This is a genomic window from Dechloromonas denitrificans (genome assembly GCF_001551835.1).
GTDB lineage: Bacteria > Pseudomonadota > Gammaproteobacteria > Burkholderiales > Rhodocyclaceae > Azonexus > Azonexus denitrificans.
The window spans coordinates 24,870-46,028 of sequence record NZ_LODL01000005.1 but is presented as its reverse complement, the minus strand read 5'-3'; the positions used below and the strand labels follow the sequence as shown (position 1 = coordinate 46,028).

The 21,159-nt window shown below is 63.3% G+C and carries 19 protein-coding genes; 10 read left to right on the top strand and 9 right to left on the bottom strand.

The features are described from left to right. Positions 1-64: 64 nt before the first annotated feature. From putA to AT959_RS01045, 5 genes are all read right to left on the bottom strand, one after another. Positions 65-3,685 (bottom strand): bifunctional proline dehydrogenase/L-glutamate gamma-semialdehyde dehydrogenase PutA, encoded by a 3,621-nt coding sequence (putA, locus tag AT959_RS01065; RefSeq protein WP_083518132.1) that lies wholly within the window; start codon positions 3,683-3,685, stop codon positions 65-67. Further along, positions 3,682-4,170, bottom strand: a complete 489-nt coding sequence (locus AT959_RS01060) for an Lrp/AsnC ligand binding domain-containing protein (protein ID WP_066879656.1) — start codon at positions 4,168-4,170, stop codon at positions 3,682-3,684. The genes putA and AT959_RS01060 overlap by 4 nt, the downstream gene beginning before the upstream one ends. A 19-nt stretch (positions 4,171-4,189) precedes the next feature. Next, the gene (proC, locus tag AT959_RS01055) at positions 4,190-4,999 is read right to left on the bottom strand and encodes a pyrroline-5-carboxylate reductase (protein WP_066879653.1); all 810 of its coding nucleotides are present in this window, start codon (positions 4,997-4,999) and stop codon (positions 4,190-4,192) included. Between the two features lie 199 nt (positions 5,000-5,198). Next, positions 5,199-5,600, bottom strand: a complete 402-nt coding sequence (locus tag AT959_RS01050; RefSeq protein WP_066879650.1) for a flagellar basal body-associated FliL family protein — start codon at positions 5,598-5,600, stop codon at positions 5,199-5,201. 103 nt (positions 5,601-5,703) lie between these two features. Then, entirely contained in the window at positions 5,704-6,501 is a 798-nt protein-coding gene (locus AT959_RS01045) for a DUF1684 domain-containing protein (RefSeq protein ID WP_066879647.1), read from the bottom strand. A 78-nt stretch (positions 6,502-6,579) separates the two neighbouring features. On the opposite strand from AT959_RS01045, the gene AT959_RS01040 reads away from it, so the two are divergent. Then, entirely contained in the window at positions 6,580-6,879 is a 300-nt protein-coding gene (locus tag AT959_RS01040) for a DUF2502 domain-containing protein (RefSeq protein WP_066879644.1), read from the top strand. Between the two features lie 75 nt (positions 6,880-6,954). On the opposite strand, the gene clpB is transcribed toward AT959_RS01040, so the two are convergent. Beyond that, positions 6,955-9,564 (bottom strand): ATP-dependent chaperone ClpB, encoded by a 2,610-nt coding sequence (clpB, locus tag AT959_RS01035; protein ID WP_066879641.1) that lies wholly within the window; start codon positions 9,562-9,564, stop codon positions 6,955-6,957. A gap of 186 nt (positions 9,565-9,750) precedes the next feature. Here clpB and AT959_RS01030 point away from each other — a divergent pair, with 186 nt between their 5' ends. Further along, positions 9,751-11,385 (top strand): methyl-accepting chemotaxis protein, encoded by a 1,635-nt coding sequence (locus AT959_RS01030; RefSeq protein ID WP_066879638.1) that lies wholly within the window; start codon positions 9,751-9,753, stop codon positions 11,383-11,385. A gap of 9 nt (positions 11,386-11,394) precedes the next feature. Here AT959_RS01030 and AT959_RS01025 read toward each other — a convergent pair whose 3' ends face one another. After that, the gene (locus AT959_RS01025; RefSeq protein ID WP_066879632.1) at positions 11,395-12,333 is read right to left on the bottom strand and encodes a LysR family transcriptional regulator; all 939 of its coding nucleotides are present in this window, start codon (positions 12,331-12,333) and stop codon (positions 11,395-11,397) included. An 86-nt stretch (positions 12,334-12,419) separates the two neighbouring features. Between AT959_RS01025 and AT959_RS01020 the strand changes: the two genes are divergently transcribed. Beyond that, positions 12,420-13,874 carry an MFS transporter gene (locus tag AT959_RS01020; RefSeq protein WP_157651166.1) on the top strand — a complete coding sequence of 485 codons (1,455 nt, stop codon included), beginning with the start codon at positions 12,420-12,422 and terminating at the stop codon, positions 13,872-13,874. Positions 13,875-13,983: 109 nt separating this feature from the next. Here AT959_RS01020 and AT959_RS01015 read toward each other — a convergent pair whose 3' ends face one another. Further along, complete coding sequence (locus tag AT959_RS01015; RefSeq protein ID WP_066879626.1) at positions 13,984-14,244, bottom strand: phosphopantetheine-binding protein; 261 nt, start codon at positions 14,242-14,244, stop codon at positions 13,984-13,986. A 3-nt stretch (positions 14,245-14,247) separates the two neighbouring features. Then, complete coding sequence (locus AT959_RS01010; RefSeq protein ID WP_066879623.1) at positions 14,248-16,014, bottom strand: serine hydrolase domain-containing protein; 1,767 nt, start codon at positions 16,012-16,014, stop codon at positions 14,248-14,250. A gap of 142 nt (positions 16,015-16,156) precedes the next feature. Between AT959_RS01010 and cysE the strand changes: the two genes are divergently transcribed. From cysE to hscB, 7 genes are read left to right on the top strand one after another with little or no spacing between them, the layout of a single operon-like run. Then, a complete protein-coding gene (cysE, locus tag AT959_RS01005; protein ID WP_066879620.1) occupies positions 16,157-16,912 on the top strand; it encodes a serine O-acetyltransferase in 756 nt (251 codons plus the stop codon). A gap of 60 nt (positions 16,913-16,972) precedes the next feature. Beyond that, positions 16,973-17,479 carry a Fe-S cluster assembly transcriptional regulator IscR gene (gene iscR, locus AT959_RS01000; RefSeq protein WP_066879617.1) on the top strand — a complete coding sequence of 169 codons (507 nt, stop codon included), beginning with the start codon at positions 16,973-16,975 and terminating at the stop codon, positions 17,477-17,479. Positions 17,480-17,484: 5 nt separating this feature from the next. After that, positions 17,485-18,642: a cysteine desulfurase family protein gene (locus AT959_RS00995; protein WP_066879614.1), complete on the top strand. Its 1,158-nt coding sequence runs from the start codon at positions 17,485-17,487 to the stop codon at positions 18,640-18,642. Positions 18,643-18,667: 25 nt separating this feature from the next. After that, positions 18,668-19,879 (top strand): IscS subfamily cysteine desulfurase, encoded by a 1,212-nt coding sequence (locus tag AT959_RS00990; RefSeq protein ID WP_066879611.1) that lies wholly within the window; start codon positions 18,668-18,670, stop codon positions 19,877-19,879. 43 nt (positions 19,880-19,922) lie between these two features. Next, positions 19,923-20,306 carry a Fe-S cluster assembly scaffold IscU gene (gene iscU / locus AT959_RS00985; RefSeq protein WP_066879609.1) on the top strand — a complete coding sequence of 128 codons (384 nt, stop codon included), beginning with the start codon at positions 19,923-19,925 and terminating at the stop codon, positions 20,304-20,306. 2 nt (positions 20,307-20,308) lie between these two features. Next, entirely contained in the window at positions 20,309-20,632 is a 324-nt protein-coding gene (iscA, locus tag AT959_RS00980; RefSeq protein WP_066879605.1) for an iron-sulfur cluster assembly protein IscA, read from the top strand. Next, the gene (hscB, locus tag AT959_RS00975; protein WP_066879602.1) at positions 20,632-21,159 is read left to right on the top strand and encodes a Fe-S protein assembly co-chaperone HscB; all 528 of its coding nucleotides are present in this window, start codon (positions 20,632-20,634) and stop codon (positions 21,157-21,159) included. The genes iscA and hscB overlap by 1 nt, the downstream gene beginning before the upstream one ends.

Genomic DNA, 21,159 nt, shown 5'->3' with positions numbered 1-21,159 from the left:
AAAAACAACAAATTCATCAATGAATAAAACCAGGCCGCCCGGCGCTCTGCCGGGCGGCCCTGGCTCAGGCCCCGAGGGTCATCAGCGTCGTGTTGCCGCCCGCAGCGGTGGTATTCACCGTCAATACCCGCTCAACCAGCATGCGGTACAAAGGGTAGCGACCGGTACCCGTCGGCTGCAAAAGCGGGATCAACGCCCCCGGTTCGCAGGCCAGACGCAGACGCAAACGGGCCGCCTCCGCCGGCGGACCGACAAACAGCACGCCGGCCAGGCCGGCAAAGCCGGGCGCCGCCCTGACGGCAATCCCGGCCGCCAGATTCTTCGGCAGCTTGCCGAGCACGGCCCGGCAGAGCGGCGTATCCGGCAATGCCGCCTGATTGCCGGTAGCAAAAACCGCTGCCAACTGACGCAGCACGCCGTCTTCATCGGCAGCCAGGCAAAGCATCAAGCCGCGTGCTGCAAAGCGCAGCGTATTGCGCTCACCGGTCGGACCCGGCAGATCGATGCGGGCGCACCAGGGCGAGAGTTCGGCATATTCGGTACAGAGCTGGGCCAGTTCGCGCCGGCCGGCGACAAAAGCCCATTCGGCCAGTTGCCGGAAGGCGGAGTCGACCGCCAGCGGCGCATCACCCGGCTGGCAACCGATCTCGGCCGGCAGGACGCGCTCGCTGTCGACCAACCGATGCAGGTAGAGCGGCCCGCCCGCTTTCGGCCCGGTGCCGGACAAGCCTTCGCCGCCAAAGGGCTGGACGCCGACCACGGCGCCGACCATGTTGCGATTGACGTAGATGTTGCCGACATGAGCGCTGCTGCTGACCAGCTGCACCGTCTCGTCGATCCGGCTGTGCAGGCCGAGCGTCAGCCCGTAGCCGGTGGCGTTGATGGCGTCGAGCAGGCGCGGCAGTTTGTCGCCGGCGAAGCGCAGGACGTGGATGACCGGGCCGAAGACCTCGCGCTGCAGGTCGGCCAGCGAATCGATCTCGATCAGCGTCGGCGGCACGAAGCTGCCTTCGGCACACGCCGCCGGCAGCGCCAACTGGAAGACTGCCCTGCCCTTGGCCCGCATGCGTTCGATATGGGCGAGCAGGCCGGCCTGCGCCTCGTCGTCGATGACCGGGCCGATGTCGGTGGCCAGTTGCGCCGGGTTGCCAAGCTGCAGTTCCTGCATCGCCGCCTTCAGCATTTCCAGGACGTGATTGGCAATATCGGTTTGCAGGCAGAGCACGCGCAGGGCCGAACAACGCTGGCCGGCGCTGTCGAAACCGGATGCCAGCACGTCGAGCACGACCTGCTCGGGCAACGCCGAGGAATCGACGATCATCGCATTCTGGCCGCCGGTTTCGGCGATCAGCCGGACGCCATCACGGCCGGCGACGCTCTGGTTGATCAGTTGCGCCACCTCGGTCGAGCCGGTGAACACGACACCGCGTACCCGGGCATCGGCGGTCAGCGCAGCGCCTACCGTCTCGCCCGGCCCGGGCAGGAACTGCAGGACCGCACGCGGAATACCGGCGGCGTGCAGGAGTTCGACGGCGAACGCGGCGATCAGCGGCGTTTGCTCGGCCGGCTTGGCGATTACCGGGCTACCGGCAGCAAGAGCGGCGCTGACTTCGCCGATGAAGATGGCGAGCGGGAAATTCCACGGGCTGATGCAGACGACGACGCCCGGCGCCGCGGCGGCCGGTTGAAAATGGCCGTTTGCAAGCTGTTGACCGTAGTAACGGCAGAAATCGACCGCCTCGCGCACCTCCGCCAGCGCGTTGGCCCAGGTTTTGCCGGCTTCGCGGATGCACAGGCTGAGCAGTTCCGGCCGCCGGGCTTCGAGCAGATCTGCCGCCCGCGACAGCGCCGCGGCGCGTTCGGCCGGCGGCGTCTGGTGCCAGGATTCGACGCAGGCCTGGGCACTGGCCAGCGCGCTTTCGATCTGCGCCGGCCCGGCGTCGCGCACTGTCCCGACCTGCTCCAGCCGATTGGCCGGATTGAACACCGGGCGCGGCGGCGCATCGGCATTGGCCGGCGCGTCGGCCGCCAGCACGGGGCCGGCCTGCCAATGGCGATTGGCCAGACTCGCCAATTCATTTTCCAGCGAAGCCAGCGTCGGCTCATCCGCCAGGTCGAGGCCACTCGAATTGAGGCGTCCGCTGCCATACAGTTGGCGCGGCAAGGGGATCGCCGGGTGGCGCCCACCGCCTTCGCGGCGGACCTGGGTCAGCGGCTCTTCGATCAGTTCATCGATCGAGACCGCCGGATCGACAATGCGATTGACGAAAGAGCTGTTTGCCCCGTTTTCCAGCAGGCGGCGCACCAGGTAGGGCAGCAGCGTTTCATGGCTGCCGACCGGCGCGTAGATGCGGCAGGGCTTGCCGAGGTTCTCCGGACCGACGACATTGTCGTAGAGCGGCTCGCCCATGCCATGCAGGCACTGGAATTCGTAGTCGTCGATGCCGGCCGCCTTGGCCATCTGGAAGACCGCCGACAGCGTATGCGCGTTGTGCGTCGCGAACTGCGGGTAGATGGCGTCAGGCGCCGCGAGCAGGCGGCGGGCGCAGACCAGATAGGCGAGGTCGGAATGCGACTTGCGGGTATAGACCGGGTAATCGGCCAGGCCATCGACCTGGGCGCGCTTGATTTCGCTATCCCAATACGCGCCCTTGACCAGGCGTACCATCAGCCGGCGCTGGCTGCGCCGGGCCAGATCGACCAACAGGTCGATGACGAAGGGACAACGCTTCTGGTAGGCCTGGATGACGAAGCCGAGGCCATGCCAGCCGGCCAGGTCGGGGTCGCCGGCCAGCTCTTCGAGCAGGTCGAGCGACAGTTCGAGACGATCCGCCTCCTCGGCATCGATATTGAGGCCGATGTCGTAGTGCCGGGCGAGTTGCAGCAGGCGCTTCAGACGCGGCCCCAGCTCGGCCATCACCCGCTCTCGCTGGCTGCGGGCATAGCGCGGGTGCAGCGCCGACAGCTTGACCGAAATGCCTGGCCCGGCCTTGATGCCGCGCCCGGCACTGGCCTGGCCGATGGCGTGGATGGCCGCTTCGTAGGCCTGGAAATAGCGCTCGGCATCGGCCGCGGTCAGCGCCGCTTCGCCGAGCATGTCGAAGGAGTGCGTATAGCCGCGCGCCTCGTTGTGCTGGCTGCGACTGAGCGCCGCCGCGATATTCTCGCCCATGACGAACTGCTGGCCGAGCAGGCGCATCGCAAAATCGACGCCCTTGCGGATCAACGGCTCGCCGCCCTTGCTCAGCAGCCGGCTCAGTGCATTGCCGAGTGCCCCATGGTTATGGGTGGCGACCAGCTTGCCGGTCAGCATCAGGCCCCAGGTCGCGGCATTGACGAACAGCGACGGGCTGCCGCCGAGGTGCGATTTCCAGTCGCCGTGGCTGATTTTGTCGCGAATCAGGCGGTCGACCGTAGCACTGTCCGGAATCCGCAGCAGGGCTTCGGCCAGGCACATCAGGGCGACCCCTTCCTGGCTGGACAGCGAGAATTCGTGCATCAGGTGATCGACGCCGCTGGCATGGCTGCGCTGCCGGCGCACCGCCTCGACCAGCCCCCGGGCACGCTGCCCGACCGCCGCCGGATCGCCGGGCCAGTCTTCCAGTTCAGCGACCAGCGCCCGCACGCAAGCCGCTTCATCGCGCCGGTAAGCCTGGCGCATTGCATCACGCAACAGGCGGCTCATCGGGCAACTCCCTGGTCGAGGTGGCCAAGGGCGATGGCGGCCGAGTCCTTGACCTCCTCCATCACCGGATAACTGTGCGTTTCGCGAATGCCGGGAATGCCCGACAGCACCGCGCCGAGGAAATTGCGGTAGGCCAGCATGTCCGGCACCCGCACCTTGAGTAGATAGTCGTAGCCGCCGGCCACCATGTGGCACTCCTGGATTTCCGGAATGGCCTGCACCGCGGCGCGAAAGTCCGTGAAGAGCTGCTGCGAGGTGCGCTCGATGCTGATCTGGACAAAGACAGTCAGCCCGAGACCGAGCGCCGCCGGCGCCAGACGGGCCGAGTAACCGGCGATGAAGCCTTCCGCCTCCAGCGACTTGACGCGCTCTAGACAAGGCGTCGGGCTCAGCCCGACCTGTTTGGCCAGCGCCACGTTGGTAGTCCGGCCATCGGCCTGCAAGGCGGCCAGGATATCGAGATCGATTTGATCGAGTTTATGCATGTTGGTCTCCGGGATTTGATCAGGCATCGGCCAGTTCGACGGCGCGTTGATGGGCGGCGCGGACGCTGGCGGCGACGGCGCGCGGCAGGGCATCCGGCTGTTCCAGCACGGCCAGGCCGGCTTCGGTCGTACCTCGCGGGCTGCACACCGCCGCCTTCAGCGTGGCCGCCGGCCGGCCATCCTGCTGCAACAGGCTGGCCGCGCCGATGAAAGTCCGGCTGGCCAGATGCTGCGCCAACTCGGCCGGCAGCCCCTCGGCTTCGCCGGCCTTGGCCAGTTGCTCGACCAGCGCCAGGAAATAGGCCGGGCCGCTGCCGGCAATCGCCGTCGCCGCATCGATCTGGCCCTCGCTGGCGACCCAGGCGCTTTGGCCGACGGCATCGAAAACCGCCGTGCAGGCAGCGACATCGGCCGCGGCGGGGGAGTCGGCATAGAGCGTGGTCATCCCCTGGCCGACGACGACCGGCAAATTGGGCATGGCGCGGACCAGGCGGCGATGGCCGCCAAGCAGTTCGCCCAGACGGCTCAGCCCGACGCCGGCAGCGACCGAGATGACCAGCGCGCCGCGCAGCAAGGGAATGAACTCGGCCAGTGCCGCGCCGAGCACCTGCGGCTTCAAGGCGAGAATGACCAGATCCGGCTGCCAGCCAGCCAGTTCGGCCGGCGTCTGGCGGACGGCGACAGGGCTGCCCGGCGGCAGCAGCAAACGGGCGCGCTCCGGGTCGCGATCGAGGGCGACAACGTCGGCCGTCGGATGGGCAATTGCAAAACCTGCCGCCAGCGCGGCCCCCATGTTGCCGCAGCCAACGACCAGCAGTTTTTGAACCATCTGCACGCTTGCACTCCTTTAGTCAAATCGACGCCACAACAGCGCCGTTGACAGAAGTCTATGCTGCGATTTTTTGAATTACAAGTCTTTTTAACTTAAAAATAACAATACATCAGCCATAAAACCCAAGCCACGAACCCACCTCAGCACAAAAAACTTTTTCCAGAACGTTTTTCAGTGAATTCGACTGAAAACAGGCTTACTGGATAATGAAGCTGGTGAAAAAGACGTCTTTCACCCCGGTCTTTTCAGTCTCGTGCAGCAGATGATTGATCGTGTCGATAATCTCGACCATCAGATCCTTCTTGCCCTTCAGAGTCAGCAAAACATCGGGATTGGCGCTGGACAGCAGCAGGATCAGCGCATGCTGGATCCGGGGCTTGTTGATGGCGACATCGTGATCGACCTCGGGCCCGGCGCTTTCAAAAACCATCTGGACCTGCAGATACTTGCCCCCATTCGACGGATCGCCCAGATTGACGACGAACTTGTAAGGCTCGGGACCGGAGGGGCCGGCATCGCTGGCCAGCGCGGCAGGCATCAGGCAGGCGGACAACAAAAGGCAGGCAAGGGTCTTGAACAGGGAAAAATGGAGTTTCATCGCTAGGTCGTCAGGTTGGCGGAGCGGCCTGCTTTATCCGGCCCCTCGGGAGTCATCGAATCGTCGTACCCGGCGATGATACCCCGGGCCGATGACAGGCGGCTCAGGCCAGCGTCGAGGCCGGTTTCATTTCACCGGCCGGCACGGCAAAGGGCAGCCAGTTTTCCGGCGGCGGCAGCGGGCAGGTGGCGAAGGGCGTGAAGGCGCACGGCGGGTTGTAGGCGCGGTTGAAATCGAGGCTGATTTTGCCGTCGACCGGCGGATTCGCCTTCAGGAAGCGCCCCGCCCCATACGTCTCTCGGCCACTGCTTCGGTCGCGAAAAACGAAGAAGACCTCATGCTCGCCAACCGCCATCGGCAACAAGGTGACCGCTTGCCCGGCCACACTGAACACCGCCTGATGGGCAACTTCGACGCTCTTCAGGTCGCCGCTGGCATTGGGCACTTCCATCTGCAGCGGCGGCGAAATTTCCTGCCAGTCGGCGACGATGCACCAAGCCGGATCGTCGTCGAAATAGCCGAGGCCGGCGAAGGGCTTGCCCGTCGCCCAGTCGCGGTCGCGCACACGAACGGCCAGGCGACCCTCGCGGTCGACGATGAAAAAGGACAGGTTTCCGCAGTCGACCACCGATGGTCGACCGAGGCGGTCGGTTTGCAACTCCCGCGCCTCGCCCGCCGCCGGTTGCCAGAAAATGCGTTCGCCCGCCCAACGCAGGTCGCCCAGATGCAACGGCCCGGCCGGCAGGCAGACCACGCAATCACCACCATTGCCGACCCGGTTGCTCCCCGGCTCCAGCCAAAACAAACCGACCAGGCCCAGCCAGCTATCCGGCCCACTCAGCTCGGCATGGCGCTGGGCCTGCCATTGTTTCAGGTCACCCTGCATTTCTTTGCAATTCATTCGTTATCCAATCGGCCGATAATCCGTTAACTGCTTGAGCGGTTATCCGCCCCGAGCATCTTTTAGAGGAAATGGCATATGAAAAAATTCATTCTTGCCGCGGCGATCGCGGCGGCGCCCCTGCTGGCCAGCGCCAGCGACGTCAATGTCAATCTCGGCAATGTCCGCATCCAGGCGCCGGGCGTCACCATCACCTTCGGCAGCCGCGACAACCGTGGCTATTACTGGGACGGCTACGACTACCGCGATCCAGGCTACTGGAAACAGCATAACGGCCCGCGGGGCGAAAAGTACTATACCGGCCGCGGCAACAACGGCGTGCCGCACCAGGGCGGCGGCCACTGCCCGCCGGGCCAGGCCAAGAAAGGCAACTGCTGATCCGGCTTAACGGCAGCAGTTACAAAAAAGGGCGAGGCCATTCGGCCCCGCCCTTTTGCATTGCCCCGGCCTGGATCAGGCCTTGGCGAAACGCATGATGCCGTTTTCGCAACTGACGCGAATCGTATCCTTGGCGGCGAACTTCCCTTCCAGAATGGCCCGCGCCAGCGGATTCTCGATCTGCTGCTGGATCGCCCGCTTCAGCGGCCGGGCGCCGAAGACCGGGTCGAAGCCGGCCTGCGCCAGTTCGGACAGGGCGCTGTCGTCGACGACGATGGCCATTTCGAGCTGGGCCAGCCGCTTTTCGAGGTAGCCGAGCTGGATCTTGGCGATGCCGGCGATGTGCTTTTCGTCCAGCGCATGGAAGACCACCACTTCGTCGATCCGGTTGATGAACTCCGGCCGGAAATAGGTCTTGACCTCGGCCATCACCGCCATCTTGATCACACCGTAGTCGTCGCCGGCCATCTGCTGGATCATCTGGCTGCCGAGATTCGAGGTCATGACGATCACCGTGTTCTTGAAATCCACGGTGCGCCCCTGGCCGTCGGTCATCCGACCGTCGTCGAGAACCTGCAGCAACACGTTGAAGACATCCGGGTGGGCCTTCTCAACTTCATCAAGCAGGATCACGCTGTACGGTTTGCGACGCACGGCTTCGGTCAGATAGCCACCCTCTTCGTAGCCGACATAACCCGGCGGGGCGCCGATCAGGCGGGCGACCGAGTGCTTCTCCATGAACTCGCTCATGTCGATGCGGATCAGGTGATCCTCGGCGTCGAACATGAACTCGGCCAGCGCCTTGCACAGCTCGGTCTTGCCGACGCCGGTCGGGCCGAGGAAGAGGAAGGAGCCGTACGGCCGGTTCGGATCGGACAGCCCGGCCCGTGAGCGACGGATCGCATCGCCGACCAGGCGTACCGCTTCATCCTGTCCGACGACGCGCTTGTGCAGTCGCTCTTCCATCTTCAGCAGTTTTTCGCGCTCGCCCTGCATCATCTTGCTGACCGGGATGCCGGTCGCCCGGCTGACCACCTCGGCGATTTCCTCGGCACCGACCTGAGTACGCAGCAATTTGTTTTTGGCCTTTGCCGCCCCGTCGACCCCAGGGCCAGCATTTGCTTCTATGGTCGCATCGGCCGCCTTCAACTGGGCTTCCAGCGCCGGCAACTTGCCGTATTGCAGCTCGGCCACCTTGTCGAGCTTGCCTTCGCGTTGCAGGCGGGCGATGTCAGCCCGCAGGTGGTCGATTTCCTCCTTGATCTGGGCCGAACCGAGCACGGCCGACTTCTCGGCCTTCCAGATCTCTTCCAGATCGGAATATTCCTTGGTCAGCTTGGTGATTTCTTCCTCGATCAGGGCCAGGCGCTTCTTCGAGGCTTCGTCCTTCTCACGCTTGACCGCCTCGCGCTCGATCTTCAACTGGATGATGCGGCGGTCGAGCTTGTCCATCACTTCAGGCTTGGAGTCGATTTCCATCTTGATGCGGGCCGCTGCTTCGTCGATCAGGTCGATCGCCTTGTCGGGCAGGAAACGGTCGGTAATGTAGCGATGGCTCAACTCGGCAGCGGCGACAATGGCCGGGTCGGTGATATCGACGCCGTGGTGCAGTTCGTACTTTTCCTGCAGGCCGCGCAGGATGGCGATGGTCGATTCGACGCTCGGCTCCTCGACCAGCACTTTCTGGAAGCGGCGCTCGAGTGCGGCGTCCTTCTCGATGTACTTGCGGTATTCGTTGAGCGTGGTGGCGCCGATGCAGTGCAGTTCGCCGCGCGCCAGCGCCGGCTTCAGCATGTTGCCGGCGTCGATGGCGCCTTCGGCCTTGCCGGCGCCGACCATGGTGTGCAGTTCGTCGATGAACAGGATGATGCGGCCTTCGTCCTGCGCCACTTCCTTCAACACCGCCTTCAGGCGCTCCTCGAACTCGCCGCGATACTTGGCGCCGGCGAGCAGGCCGGCCATATCGAGGACCAGCACCTTCTTGCCCTTCAGGGTTTCCGGCACCTCCTCGTTGACGATGCGCTGGGCGAGGCCTTCGACGATGGCCGTCTTGCCGACGCCCGGCTCGCCGATCAGCACCGGGTTGTTCTTGGTCCGGCGCTGCAGGATCTGGATGGCGCGACGAATCTCGTCGTCGCGGCCGATCACCGGGTCGAGCTTGCCCTGAGCGGCGCGTTCGGTGAGGTCGATGCAGTATTTCTTCAGCGATTCGCGTTGACCTTCGGCTTCCTGCGAATCGACGCCCTGCCCGCCCCGCACGGCCATGATCGCCGCTTCGACCGACTTGCGGCTGAGGCCGTGCTGCTTGGCGATGCGGCCGGTTTCGTTCTTGTCGTCACAGAGGGCGAGCAGGAACATTTCGCTGGCGATGAACTGGTCGCCGCGCTTCTGCGCCTCCTTGTCGGTCAGGTTGAGCAGGTTGCTCAGGTCGCGGCCGACCGAAACGTCGCCGCCGTGCCCTTCCACCTGCGGCAGGCGGGTCAACGCCTGTTCGAGATCGCGCTTCAGGCCCGGCACATTGACGCCGGCCCGCGCCAGCAGCGAGGTCGTGCCGCCATCGTCCTGCTGCAGCAAGGCGAGCAGCAGGTGCTGCGGTTCGATGAACTGCTGGTCGCCGCCGATGGCCAGGCTTTGGGCATCGGCTAAAGCTTCCTGGAATTTGGTCGTAAACTTGTCGAGTCGCATGGCTATCCTCTGGCGGAAATATTTTGATATCCGATAGATGAGGGCAAGGCGGAGGATTTCAACTGGCTTTGATCGCCGCCATGCATTTCATGGCGCCATCAACAAGAGTATCCTTCGGCCCGACTGTGCAAAAATTGAACGATCATTTGACGCATAGATAACTACTAATATCCTGGGAGGGAATCCATGACCGGACAAGGCATGACATTGCGCGGCAAGCTCGCCGCAATGACCATCGGCACCATCGCGGCACTGATCGTGTTGTTTGCGTTCCTGCTGATCAACGGCAAAAGCCAGATGCTCGGCGACCGCCAGGCCAAGGTGCGCAATCTGGTCGAGGTCGCCCACGCCACCGTCGCCCATTTCGAGAAAGCGGCACGGGAAGGCAAGATGTCCGTCGAGGATGCCCAGAAGGCGGCGGCCGCCGCCGTGCGCGACCTGCGTTACGACAAGTCCGAATATTTCTGGATCAACAACCTGAATGACCTGATGGTCATGCACCCGATCAAGCCGGCAATGGAAGGCAACAAACTCGACCAGCTCAAGGACACCAACGGCAAGCTGCTGTTCGCCGAGTTCAACCGGGTGGTCAAGACACAGGGTTCCGGTTTCGTGGACTATGTCTGGCCAAAGCCCGGCTCCGAGTCGAGCGTTCCGAAAATTTCATTCGTCATGGGCTTTCAGCCGTGGGGCTGGGTCATCGGCTCCGGCATCTACATCGATGACGTCGAAGCCAAGTTCCGTAGCAACGCCATCGAGCTGCTGCTCTGGGGTCTCGGCATCGGCGGCTTTGTCGGCATCTCGCTGCTGCTGCTGTCGCGCAACATCATCGGCACGCTGGGCGGCGACCCGACCGTAGCCTCGGCCGTCACCCGCCGCATCGCCGCCGGCGACCTGGCGACGCCGGTCGACACGGCGCCCGGCGACAACGACAGCCTGCTGGCCAACATCCGGACCATGCAGGAAACGCTGCGCAGCATGATCAGCAGCATTCTCGGCAATGCCGAGCAGGTTTCCAGCGCCGCCGACCAACTGCTGCGCGCCTCGGAAGAAGTGGCCGACCGGGCCCGTCAGCAGAGCGATGCCGCCGCCTCGATGGCAGCCTCGGTCGAGGAAATGGCGGTCAGCATCGACCAGGTCAAGGAAAACGCCGCCGAAGCGCACGGCATTTCCCAGGAAGCTGGGAAGATTTCGGAAGAAGGTGCGGCGGTCATTCACAACGCGGCGACCGAAATGCGCAAGATTTCCGAAGCGGTGCAGTCGTCCTCGACCATCGTTGAAGATCTCGGCCGGCAGTCCGACCAGATCACCTCGATCGTCAACACCATCAAGGAAATCGCCGACCAGACCAACCTGCTGGCGCTGAACGCCGCCATCGAAGCGGCACGGGCCGGCGAACAGGGCCGCGGCTTCGCCGTCGTCGCCGACGAAGTGCGCAAGCTGGCCGAACGGACCAGCCTGTCGACCACCGAAATCGGCGGCATGGTCGCCAAGATCCAGAACGGCACACGCAGCGCGGTCAGCAGCATGCAGGCCGGCGTCGTCCAAGTCAGCAATGGCGTCGAACTGGCCAACCAGGCCGGCGACTCGATCAACCGCATTCGCGATGGCGCCGAGCGCGTCACCCATGTGGTCAACGGCATTTCCGACTCGATTTCCGAACAGAGCTCGGCCGGCAACCAGATTGCCCACCAGCTCGAAACCATCGCCCAGATGTCGGAAGAAAGCGCCATCGCCGTCGGCCACACGGCCACCGCGGCACGCCATCTACACTCGCTGTCCGCCTCGCTGCACAAGACAGTGGCGCAGTTCAAGACCTGATACGGTCGTTCAGGCCGCGCTGGCAAACAAGGCCAGCGCGGCACTTTCAACCTGCTCGGCAACAAAGCGGGTCAAGGGGTCCGACCGGTCCCGCCGGTGCATGACCCGGGAAATCGGCAAATCCAGCCCGTCTACCGCCAGTGTCTCGATCGCCAGATCGGCATGGGCGGCAAACAGGCGAGCGACCAGATCAGGCACCACGGCAAGCAGCGGGCTTTGCTTGACGACAAACGGAATCGCCAGCGGCGAGGCAGCCTGCGCCACGACATGCCGCTTCAGGCCGGCCTTGTGCAGCACCTGATCGATCAGCCCAGGCTCATCGCCCGTATAACTGGTATGGATGTGCGGGTAGCGCATCAGGTCGGCCAGCCGGATCGGCGACGGCATGGCCAGCAAAGCCGGGTTATAGACGCAGCAAAATCCCGAGCGATAGAGCAATTGCGCCTCATGCACGTCGCGCACGCTCGGAAAATGCCCGACCGCCAGCCGTATATTGCCCTGATCGAGATGTTCCAGCTGGCGCGAGGCGGGAATCGGCCGCACCGACAAGCTGAGGCCCGGCGCCTTGGCGCGCAGGCGGGCAACCAGACCGGGCAGCAGCAAGGCTTCGAGCGGATCGTTCAGGGCAAGACGGAAATTGCCCTGCACCGTCGCCGGATCGAATTCGGCATCGGCCAGCGCCACCGCCTGCACTTCACCCAGCAACTGGCGAATGCGTGGCGCCAGGGCCAGGGCGCGGGCAGTCGGCTGCATCGCACCGCCCTCGCGATAGAGAATGTCGTCCTTGAACAGTTCGCGCAGGCGGCTCAGCGCATGGCTCATCGCCGGCTGGCCGATGCACAGCCGGGCCGCCGCCCGGCTGACGCCACCCTCGCTGAGCAGGGCATCGAAGGCGACCAGCAGGTTGAGGTCGAGGCGGCGGAAGGCAAGGTAATCAATATCACTCATATCGATAGTCTAGATCAGATCAATCGATTTAATGCATTCACTAACAAGCCTTACACTGGGCACTCTTCCCGCCACCCTTGATGCCGATGCCAAGCCCCCCCGCCCTCAACGCCCGCGCCCTGCTGCGCAGCATTGCCGCGATCACCTGTGTCGAGTTTTTCGAAACCGGCCTGGTCATGTTCGCGGCCAGCGGCATCATGGTTGGGCTCGGCCTCAACCCCGGCGAATTCGCGCTGGCCTACACACTGTACGGGGTGGCCTCGATCTTCATGCTCTACAAGCATCAATGGATGGTCGAGCGGCTGGGCTACCGGACATTCATTCTTGGCTCGCTGGCGATTTTCGCACTCGGCGGCATCCTGTCGGCGACCGCCGGCGGCTTCGGACAGTTCGCTGTCGGCCGACTGCTGCAGGGGGCCAGCGGCGCCACCTTCTTTACCGCCGGCCGCATGGAGATCAACCGGCTGCCGGCTGAATCGCGCTTTCACGGCCTGCTCTGCTTCATCGGCAGCCTGCTCGGCGCCTCGGCCCTGGCCCCGCTCGCCGCCGCGCTACTCCTCGGCTTGTTCGGCTGGCAAGCGATCTTCTGGTGCATGCTGCCCTTGAGCCTGCTCATCGCCTGGCTCGCCGGCCCGCATCTGTCGCGCGCCACCGTGCCCCCGGCCGAACGCAGCGAGGAACACTGGGGCTGGCTGCTCTGGCTGGTACTCGGCATTTTCGGACTGCAATACGCGATCCAGGCCATTCCCGGCGACGGCGCTTCGTCGCATGCCCAGGTCTTCGCCATCGGCCTCGCCTCGATCGTCGCGCTGACCGTCTTCGCCGCACGACAATGGAAGAAGGACAAGCCCTTGATCGACTATCGCGGCCTGCTCCAGTGGCGCTACCTGCTCGGCATCGGTCTTTATTTCTCGGGTTATTTCATGATTGGCGCCAGCGGCTTCCTGCTGCCTATCTTCTTCAAGGAAGGCCTCGGCCTGTCGCTGACGACGACCGCCCTGGTCCTCAGCTTCAGCATGGCCGGCAGTGTCGCCACCGCCCTGCTGCATGCCATGGCGGCGCGCCATCGGCCACGCCTGCGCACCTATATGCTCAGCGGCCTGGCCCTGTTCGCCATCGGCAGCCTCGCCTTCAGCCAGGCCGGCCGACTCGACGACTGGCACCTGCTGCTGCTCCCTGCCCTGCTCTGCGGCATCGGCATTCCGCTCTATCTCGGCCCGATCGCCTTCGGCACCTTCGTCGAACTGCCGGCCCGCGTTTTCTCGCATGGCTATCAGGTCAAGAACATCGTCCGCCAACTGGGCATTTCTTCGAGCGTGGCGCTGTCGACCGCAGGACTGCAGTTTTTCTATGCCCGCCAACTGGCCTTGCAACCGGAAGGCATGCATCCGGGCTGGGCGCAGGCCCTGCATGGTTTGTCCGGCGCCAGTGCCGGTCTGGTCAGCCCGCTGACGCTGGCCGGCAGCGAACTGTTTTTCTGGCTGGCGGTCGGCATGCTGCCGGTGGTGGCGCTAGTCCTCTTGCAACGGACTTTCCGCTAAGGAAGAACTGATTAAATCCGATTAGTCATTCCCGCGCAGGCGGGAATCCAGAAAAATCAACGAACTGGATCCCCGCCTGCGCGGGGATGACGAATATTTCAGCGTTTCCCTAAGCCTGGTGAGCCTCGATCAAGGCGGCCAATGTGGCGACCGAGCGCAGATGCTGGCGGGCCTGTTCGTCGTTGGCCTCAAGCACGATGCCGTATTTTTTCTTCAGCGCCAGCACGAGTTCGAGGGCGTCGATCGAGTCGAGGCCGAGGCCGTCTTCGGCAAAAAGCAGGCTGTCGTTGCCGATGTCGGACGGGGTGATGTCTTCAAGATTCATCGTTTCGATGATGAAGAGCTTGAGTTCCTGGTGCAGATTTTCCATGGTTCAGTTCAGTTTCTTGCGTAGCCGGTAGCCGGAGAAGCCCAGCCGTTCTTCGTTGTCTTCGTGGATCAGGCGCAGCGTGTCGCCGCGACCGCTGCCCAGGCCGTCGGTCACCGCCTCGTCGTCGGACACCGGACGAAAGCCGATGCGCAGCAGCAATTCGGGTATTTCCGGAAAGCGCACCTCGCCGACGAGCAGGCCGTCGTCTTCCTTGAGCACGATGTGGTCGGGCGAGGGGCCGTCGATCTTGCCGATGATCTCGTATTGCCCGATGCGCTGCAGGAAGGATTCCGGGATGCTGGTCGGATTAAGCTTCTCGCCGAAAATCAGCGATTCGCCGCCGATCCGGCCGACCACGATCTGCCGGCCGTCGACCGAGGCAATCGACAGCCGGATGTCGTCGAAAGCGCCGACATGCACCGGGATCAGGCCAAATACCTTGTACTTGATACTGAACAGGCCGTCTTCATGCGGCACCAGGCGAAAATGGTGGCCGACCGCCTCGACATCGATCTGGCCGGACTCGGTGGAGACCTTGCTGAGCCCGACCATGGTGTCGAAATGGCCGTTGAACAGGCGGAGTTCGGCGCTGCTCGGAGCACGCTCGCGGGCCCGGACGACCGGGGCTGGGCTTTGCCGGATGCCGGTCTTGGCTTCGAGCATCAGGCGCAGCGCCTCGCCGGCGATCTTGCTGACGGCAAAGTGGGCGGTCACCGAGTTGGCGAGGACGACGACCCCCAGTTTGTGTTCCGGCAGCATCGCCATCATGCTGTGCGAATCGGGCAGCGAGCCGCCGTGGCTGGCCACCGGGCCGCCGCCGGGTACTTCGATGCCGCTCAGCATCCAGCCGAGGCCGACGTAGGAATTGAAGGTCAGTGGCAAATCGGCGTTCTGCACGCGCAGCATTTCGGCGATCGAGGCGCCGGACAGAATCTGCTGCGGCCCGGACCGGCCGCCGGCAAACTGCATTTTCAGGAATTGGCTGAGGTCCGTCACATTGCTTAGCAGATTGGCGGCCGGCATGTCGCGCAGCGAGAAAACCTCGATTTCCTTGTTCCGGTCGTAGGCCTTGGTGATGGCGCGCGGCGTGAAGCTGCTGTGCGGCATGCCCAGCGGCCGGAAGAACTGGCGCTCCATGTGCTCGTCGAAGGCGGCGCCGCCGACTTTCTGCACGGCGGCGCCGAGCAGCGCCATGCCGACGTTGGAATAGGAGAAGACGTAGTTGGGCGGAAAGGTCAGGTGCTCGTCGCGCAGGCTGTCGACGACGCTTTCGAAGCGGGCCGGGTCGCGCACGAACATGCCGCGCAGAAAATTGGAAGGCAGGCCGGAATGGTGCGTCATCACATTGCGCGGCGTTACCGGGCCGGCCGTCGGGAAGCGCGACTTGATCGAAAACTCGGGCAGGGCGGCGGCCAGCGGCTGATCGATGTCGATCTTGCCCTGATCGGCCAGTTGCATGATGGCGGCGGCGGTGAACAGCTTGGCGATCGAGCCGGCCCGGTAAATGGTTTCCGGTGCCGCCCGGATCCCGTTTTCCAGATCGGCGTAACCAAAGCCTTTTTGCCAGATCACTTGCTGATCATCGACCAGTGCGATGCTGAGGCCAGTGATCTCGTTTTCTGCCATCTCGCGGTCGACCAGCCAGGACAGGTATTTTTCGGTGTACTGGTAACTGCCGCGCGGGTCGCCTTCGGAAACCGGCGCCGGGGTGGCGCAGCCGCCGAGCAGCACCAAGGTGCTGACAACAAGGAGAAGAAGGCGGCGGGGCATGGGAAAAGAGCTTTCGGCGTGGGCGACAGCAGGGCGCCCGATTATAAATCAGATACCTAGCTCGTCCGCCGGGAAAAATAGCTGACAAATTCAGTCGAGTATTCTAAAATCCTCCCTCGTTTGAAAAGGGAGATTAGGCTTCATGTTCCGGCAGTTAGGTGAGGATATTCGTGCGGTTTTTGACCGCGATCCGGCGGCCCGCTCGTTCTGGGAGGTGCTCACCTGTTACCCCGGTATCCATGCCCTGATCATGCATCGCCTGGCGCACTGGCTATGGGGCCATCGCCTGCGCTGGCTGGCTCGCTTTACGGCACACGTCGCCCGTTTCTTCACCGGCATCGAGATTCACCCCGGCGCCACGATCGGCCGCCGTTTCTTCATCGATCACGGCATGGGTGTCGTGATCGGTGAAACGGCGCTGATCGGCGACGACGTGACGCTCTACCACGGCGTCACGCTGGGCGGCACATCGTGGAACAAGGGCAAGCGCCATCCGACGCTGGAGAACGGCGTCGTCATCGGGGCCGGCGCCAAGGTGCTCGGGCCGATCACCATTTCGGCCGGTGCCAAGGTCGGCTCCAATGCCGTGGTCACCAAGCCGATACCGGCCGGGGCGACCGCTGTCGGCAACCCGGCGCGGGTCCTCGATCATTCCGAGCAGAGCAAGCAGCGCGAAGCGCAGGCGGAGAAAATGGGCTTTTCCGCCTATGCCGTTGGTCGCGATCAGGATGACCCGCTGGCCAAGGCCATTCATGGCCTGCTCGACCACGCCGCCGAAACCGACCGCCGGCTGGCCTCGCTGATCCGCGAACTCGACGCGCAAGGCGTCAAATGCGATAACGAGGTGCTGGCCGCCGACCGTTTCGATCCGAAATACCTGAGTAAAATAGTTGACTGATTTTGTCTGGTTTGTATATAGTTGACCGGAACACTGGGTTATTAGCTGGAGATCGAAAAAATGCGTTTGACCACCAAAGGCCGTTTTGCCGTGACCGCCATGATCGACCTTGCCCTGCGCGGCGAGGATGGTCCGGTGGCGCTGGCCAGTATCAGCGAACGTCAGAAGATATCGCTCTCCTACCTTGAGCAGCTGTTTGGCAAACTACGTCGCTACAAGCTGGTCGATAGCGTGCGCGGCCCTGGCGGCGGTTACTGCATCGCCCGCCCGCTCAACCAGGTCACGGTGGCCGACATCATCCGCGCCGTCGATGAGCAACTCGATGCGACGCAATGCGGCGGTCGTGAAAACTGTCATGACGAACATCGCTGCATGACGCACGACCTCTGGTCCACGCTGAACGCCAAGATGTATGACTACCTAGCCTCGGTGTCGCTGGCCGAGTTGGTCAGTCGCCAGAAGGTCAAGACGCTTGGCCAGATGGCCGCCGTCCTTGAAGACAAGCGTCGCCTCGGGCCGCAGCCGCGGACCAAGGCGGCACGCGAAAAAACCGCCGCCATCGTCTGATCCCGATGTTTCAGCCGGCCTACCTCGACCACAACGCCACCACGCCGCTTGACCCGGCCGTGCTGGCCGCCATGCTGCCCTGGCTGGAAAGCCAGTACGGCAATGCGTCGAGCCGGCACGAATACGGCCGCCGGGCCCGCCAGGCGATCGACGAGGCGCGGCAGCAGGTCGCCGCAGCGGTCAATGCGCATCCGACCGAGGTCGTTTTTACCAGCGGTGGCAGCGAAGCCAACAACCTGTTCCTGAAAGGGGCGGCGGCCGCCATGAAACCGGGTGTGCTGGCGGTCAGCGCCGTCGAGCATCCCTGCATCATCAAGCCGGCCGCCCAGTTGGCGCGCCAGGGCTGGGAAGTGCGCAGTCTGGCGGTCGACGCCGCCGGCAGCCTGAATCTGGCGGATTATGCCGAGGCGCTGCTGGCCAGGCCGAAACTGATTTCGGTGATGACGGCCAACAATGAAACCGGCGTCATCCAGGACATCGCCGCCCTGGCCAATGCCGCCAAAGCAGGCGGCGGCTGGTTTCACAGCGATGCGGTGCAGGCGCTGGGCAAGCTGCCGCTCGATTTTCGCGCCCTCAATGCGGCCGGTGTGCATGCGCTGACGCTGTCGGCGCACAAGGCCTATGGCCCCAAGGGCGCGGCGGCGCTGGTGCTCGACAAGCGCGTCGAATTGCAGCCGCTGATTGCCGGCGGTGGCCATGAGCGCGGCCTGCGTTCCGGCACCGAAAATGTGCCGGCAATCGTCGGATTTGGTTGTGCTGCGGAACTTGCGGCGCAACGCGTTGCCGAACTGTCGGCTCGTTTGCGGGCCATGCAGGCGAAGCTGGAGGCAGGGCTGGCAGGACTGGGTGCCCGGATCTTTGCAGTGGAAGCGAAGCGTTTGCCGAATACCAGCTATTTCGCCTTTCCCGATATCGATGGCGAAACACTGGTTGGCAAACTGGATCGTGCCGGTTTTGCCGTGGCCAGCGGTGCCGCCTGTTCCAGCGCCAATCCCGAGCCGTCGCATGTGCTGCGGGCGATGGGCGTGGCGCCGGAAATCGCCCGTGGCGCGGTCCGCATCAGTCTGGGGGCAGGCAATACCGAGACTGAAATCGAACAATTCATCAACGCCTTGCAGGCCACAGTCGGACGCCTGCAGGGACTGACGGCAATTGCCGTTTGAACAACCCGACTTAGCGAGAATGACGATGAAACTCCCCATCTATCTGGATTACTCGGCAACGACACCGGTCGACCCGCGCGTGGCGGAAAAAATGATTCCCTACTTGTGCGAGCATTTTGGCAACCCGGCCTCGCGTTCGCACAGCTTCGGCTGGGTCGCCGATGCCGCGGTTGAGGAAGCGCGCGAGCAGGTCGCCGCGCTGGTCAATGCCGACCCCAAGGAAATCGTCTGGACTTCCGGTGCCACCGAGTCCAACAATCTCGCCATCAAGGGTGCTGCGAATTTCTACGCCGCGACCAAGGGCAAGCACATCATCACGGTGAAGACCGAGCACAAGGCCGTGCTCGACCCGGTGCGCGAACTCGAACGCCAGGGCTTCGAAGCGACCTATCTCGACGTCAAGGAAAACGGCCTGATCGACCTGGAGGTCTTCAAGGCCGCCATTCGGCCGGATACCGTGCTGGTCTCGGTGATGTTCGTCAATAACGAAGTCGGCGTCATTCAGCCGATTGCCGAACTGGGCGAAATCTGCCGCGACAAGGGCATTATTTTCCACGTCGATGCGGCCCAGGCGACTGGCAAGGTTGACATCGACCTGAGCAAGCTCAAGGTTGACCTGATGAGCTTCTGCGCCCACAAGACCTATGGCCCGAAGGGTATCGGCGCCCTCTACGTGCGTCGCAAGCCGCGTATTCGCCTCGAGGCGCAAATGCATGGTGGCGGTCATGAGCGCGGTTTCCGCTCCGGCACGCTGCCGACCCACCAGATCGTCGGTATGGGCGAATGTTTCCGTCTGGCCAAGGAAGAAATGGCCGAAGAGAACAAGCGCATCGGCGCCTTGCGCGACCGCTTGCTGAAGGGGCTGCAGGACATCGAGGCGACCTTCGTCAATGGCGACCTGACGCAGCGCGTGGCGCACAACCTGAACATCAGTTTCGCTTACGTTGAAGGCGAGTCGATGATCATGGCGATCAAGGATCTGGCGGTTTCGTCCGGCTCGGCTTGCACCTCGGCTAGCCTGGAGCCTTCCTATGTGTTGCGGGCCTTGGGGCGCGATGACGAGCTGGCCCACAGTTCCATCCGTTTCAGCATCGGTCGCTTCACGACGGAAGAGGAAGTTGACTATGCAATCAATCTGTTGCACAAGAAAGTTGGCAAGTTGCGCGAACTTTCACCGCTGTGGGAAATGTACAAGGACGGCATCGACCTGAGTACTGTCCAGTGGGCAGCACACTAACAACAACGGTCTAGAGATACCCCTGAATTAACGGAGAATTAACATGAGCTATAGCGTAAAAGTCATTGATCACTATGAGAATCCGCGCAACGTCGGTTCCTTCGGCAAGGAAGACGACGGCGTCGGTACCGGCATGGTCGGCGCGCCGGCCTGCGGCGACGTGATGAAGCTGCAGATCAAGGTCAACAAGGCCGGCGTCATTGAGGATGCCAAGTTCAAGACCTACGGTTGCGGCTCGGCGATTGCCTCGTCGTCGCTGGTCACCGAATGGGTCAAGGGCAAGACGGTGGATCAGGCCCTGTCGATCAAAAACACCGAAATCGCTGAAGAACTGGCTCTGCCGCCGGTTAAAATTCACTGTTCGATTCTGGCCGAGGACGCTATCAAGGCGGCCGTGGCCGATTACAAGAAGAAGCACGGAGAATAAGCATGGCTGTCACCTTGAGCGACAAGGCGGCGAAGCACGTCGCCAATTACCTGACCAAGCGCGGCAAGGGCATCGGCCTGCGCCTCGGCGTACGGACCAGCGGCTGTTCCGGCATGGCCTACAAGCTGGAATTTGTCGACGAGGTGAGTCCCGAGGATCTGGTTTTCGAGAGCAACGGCGTCAAGGTTTTCGTTGATCCGAAGAGCATGCCTTACCTGGAAGGGATGGAGCTCGATTTCGCTCGTGAAGGCCTGAACGAAGGCTTCAAGTTCAATAATCCGAACGTCAAGGATCAGTGCGGTTGCGGCGAATCCTTTAACGTCTGATGGATTTTCGCGCCGACCATTTCACGCTGTTTGGACTGGATCGGGCCTTCCGGCTCGATCTGTCCGATCTTGACTCCCGTTATCGCGACATTCAGGCGCAAGTGCACCCGGATCGCTTCGCCAATGCCGGTGAAGCCGAGCGCCGGCTGTCGATGCAGTGGGCGACGCACGCCAACGAAGCCTACCTGACGCTGAAGAAGCCGCTGGAGCGGGCCAAATACCTGCTGCATCTGGACGGACACGACATCCAGGCGGAAAGCAACACCGCGATGCCGGCCGATTTCCTGATGGAGCAGATGGAATGGCGCGAAGCGGTGATGGATGCGCGCAATGGCGGTGATCATCACGAACTCGAACATTTGCACAATCGCCTGCGTGGCGACATCAACGCCCGCTATCAGGAGCTCGCCGAACTGCTGGACGATGCTGGCAGTTTGACGCTGGCCACCGACTGTGTGCGCCGGCTGATGTTCCTGGAAAAACTTTTGCACGAAATCGACGACGCGCTGGCGTCGCTGGAAGAATAA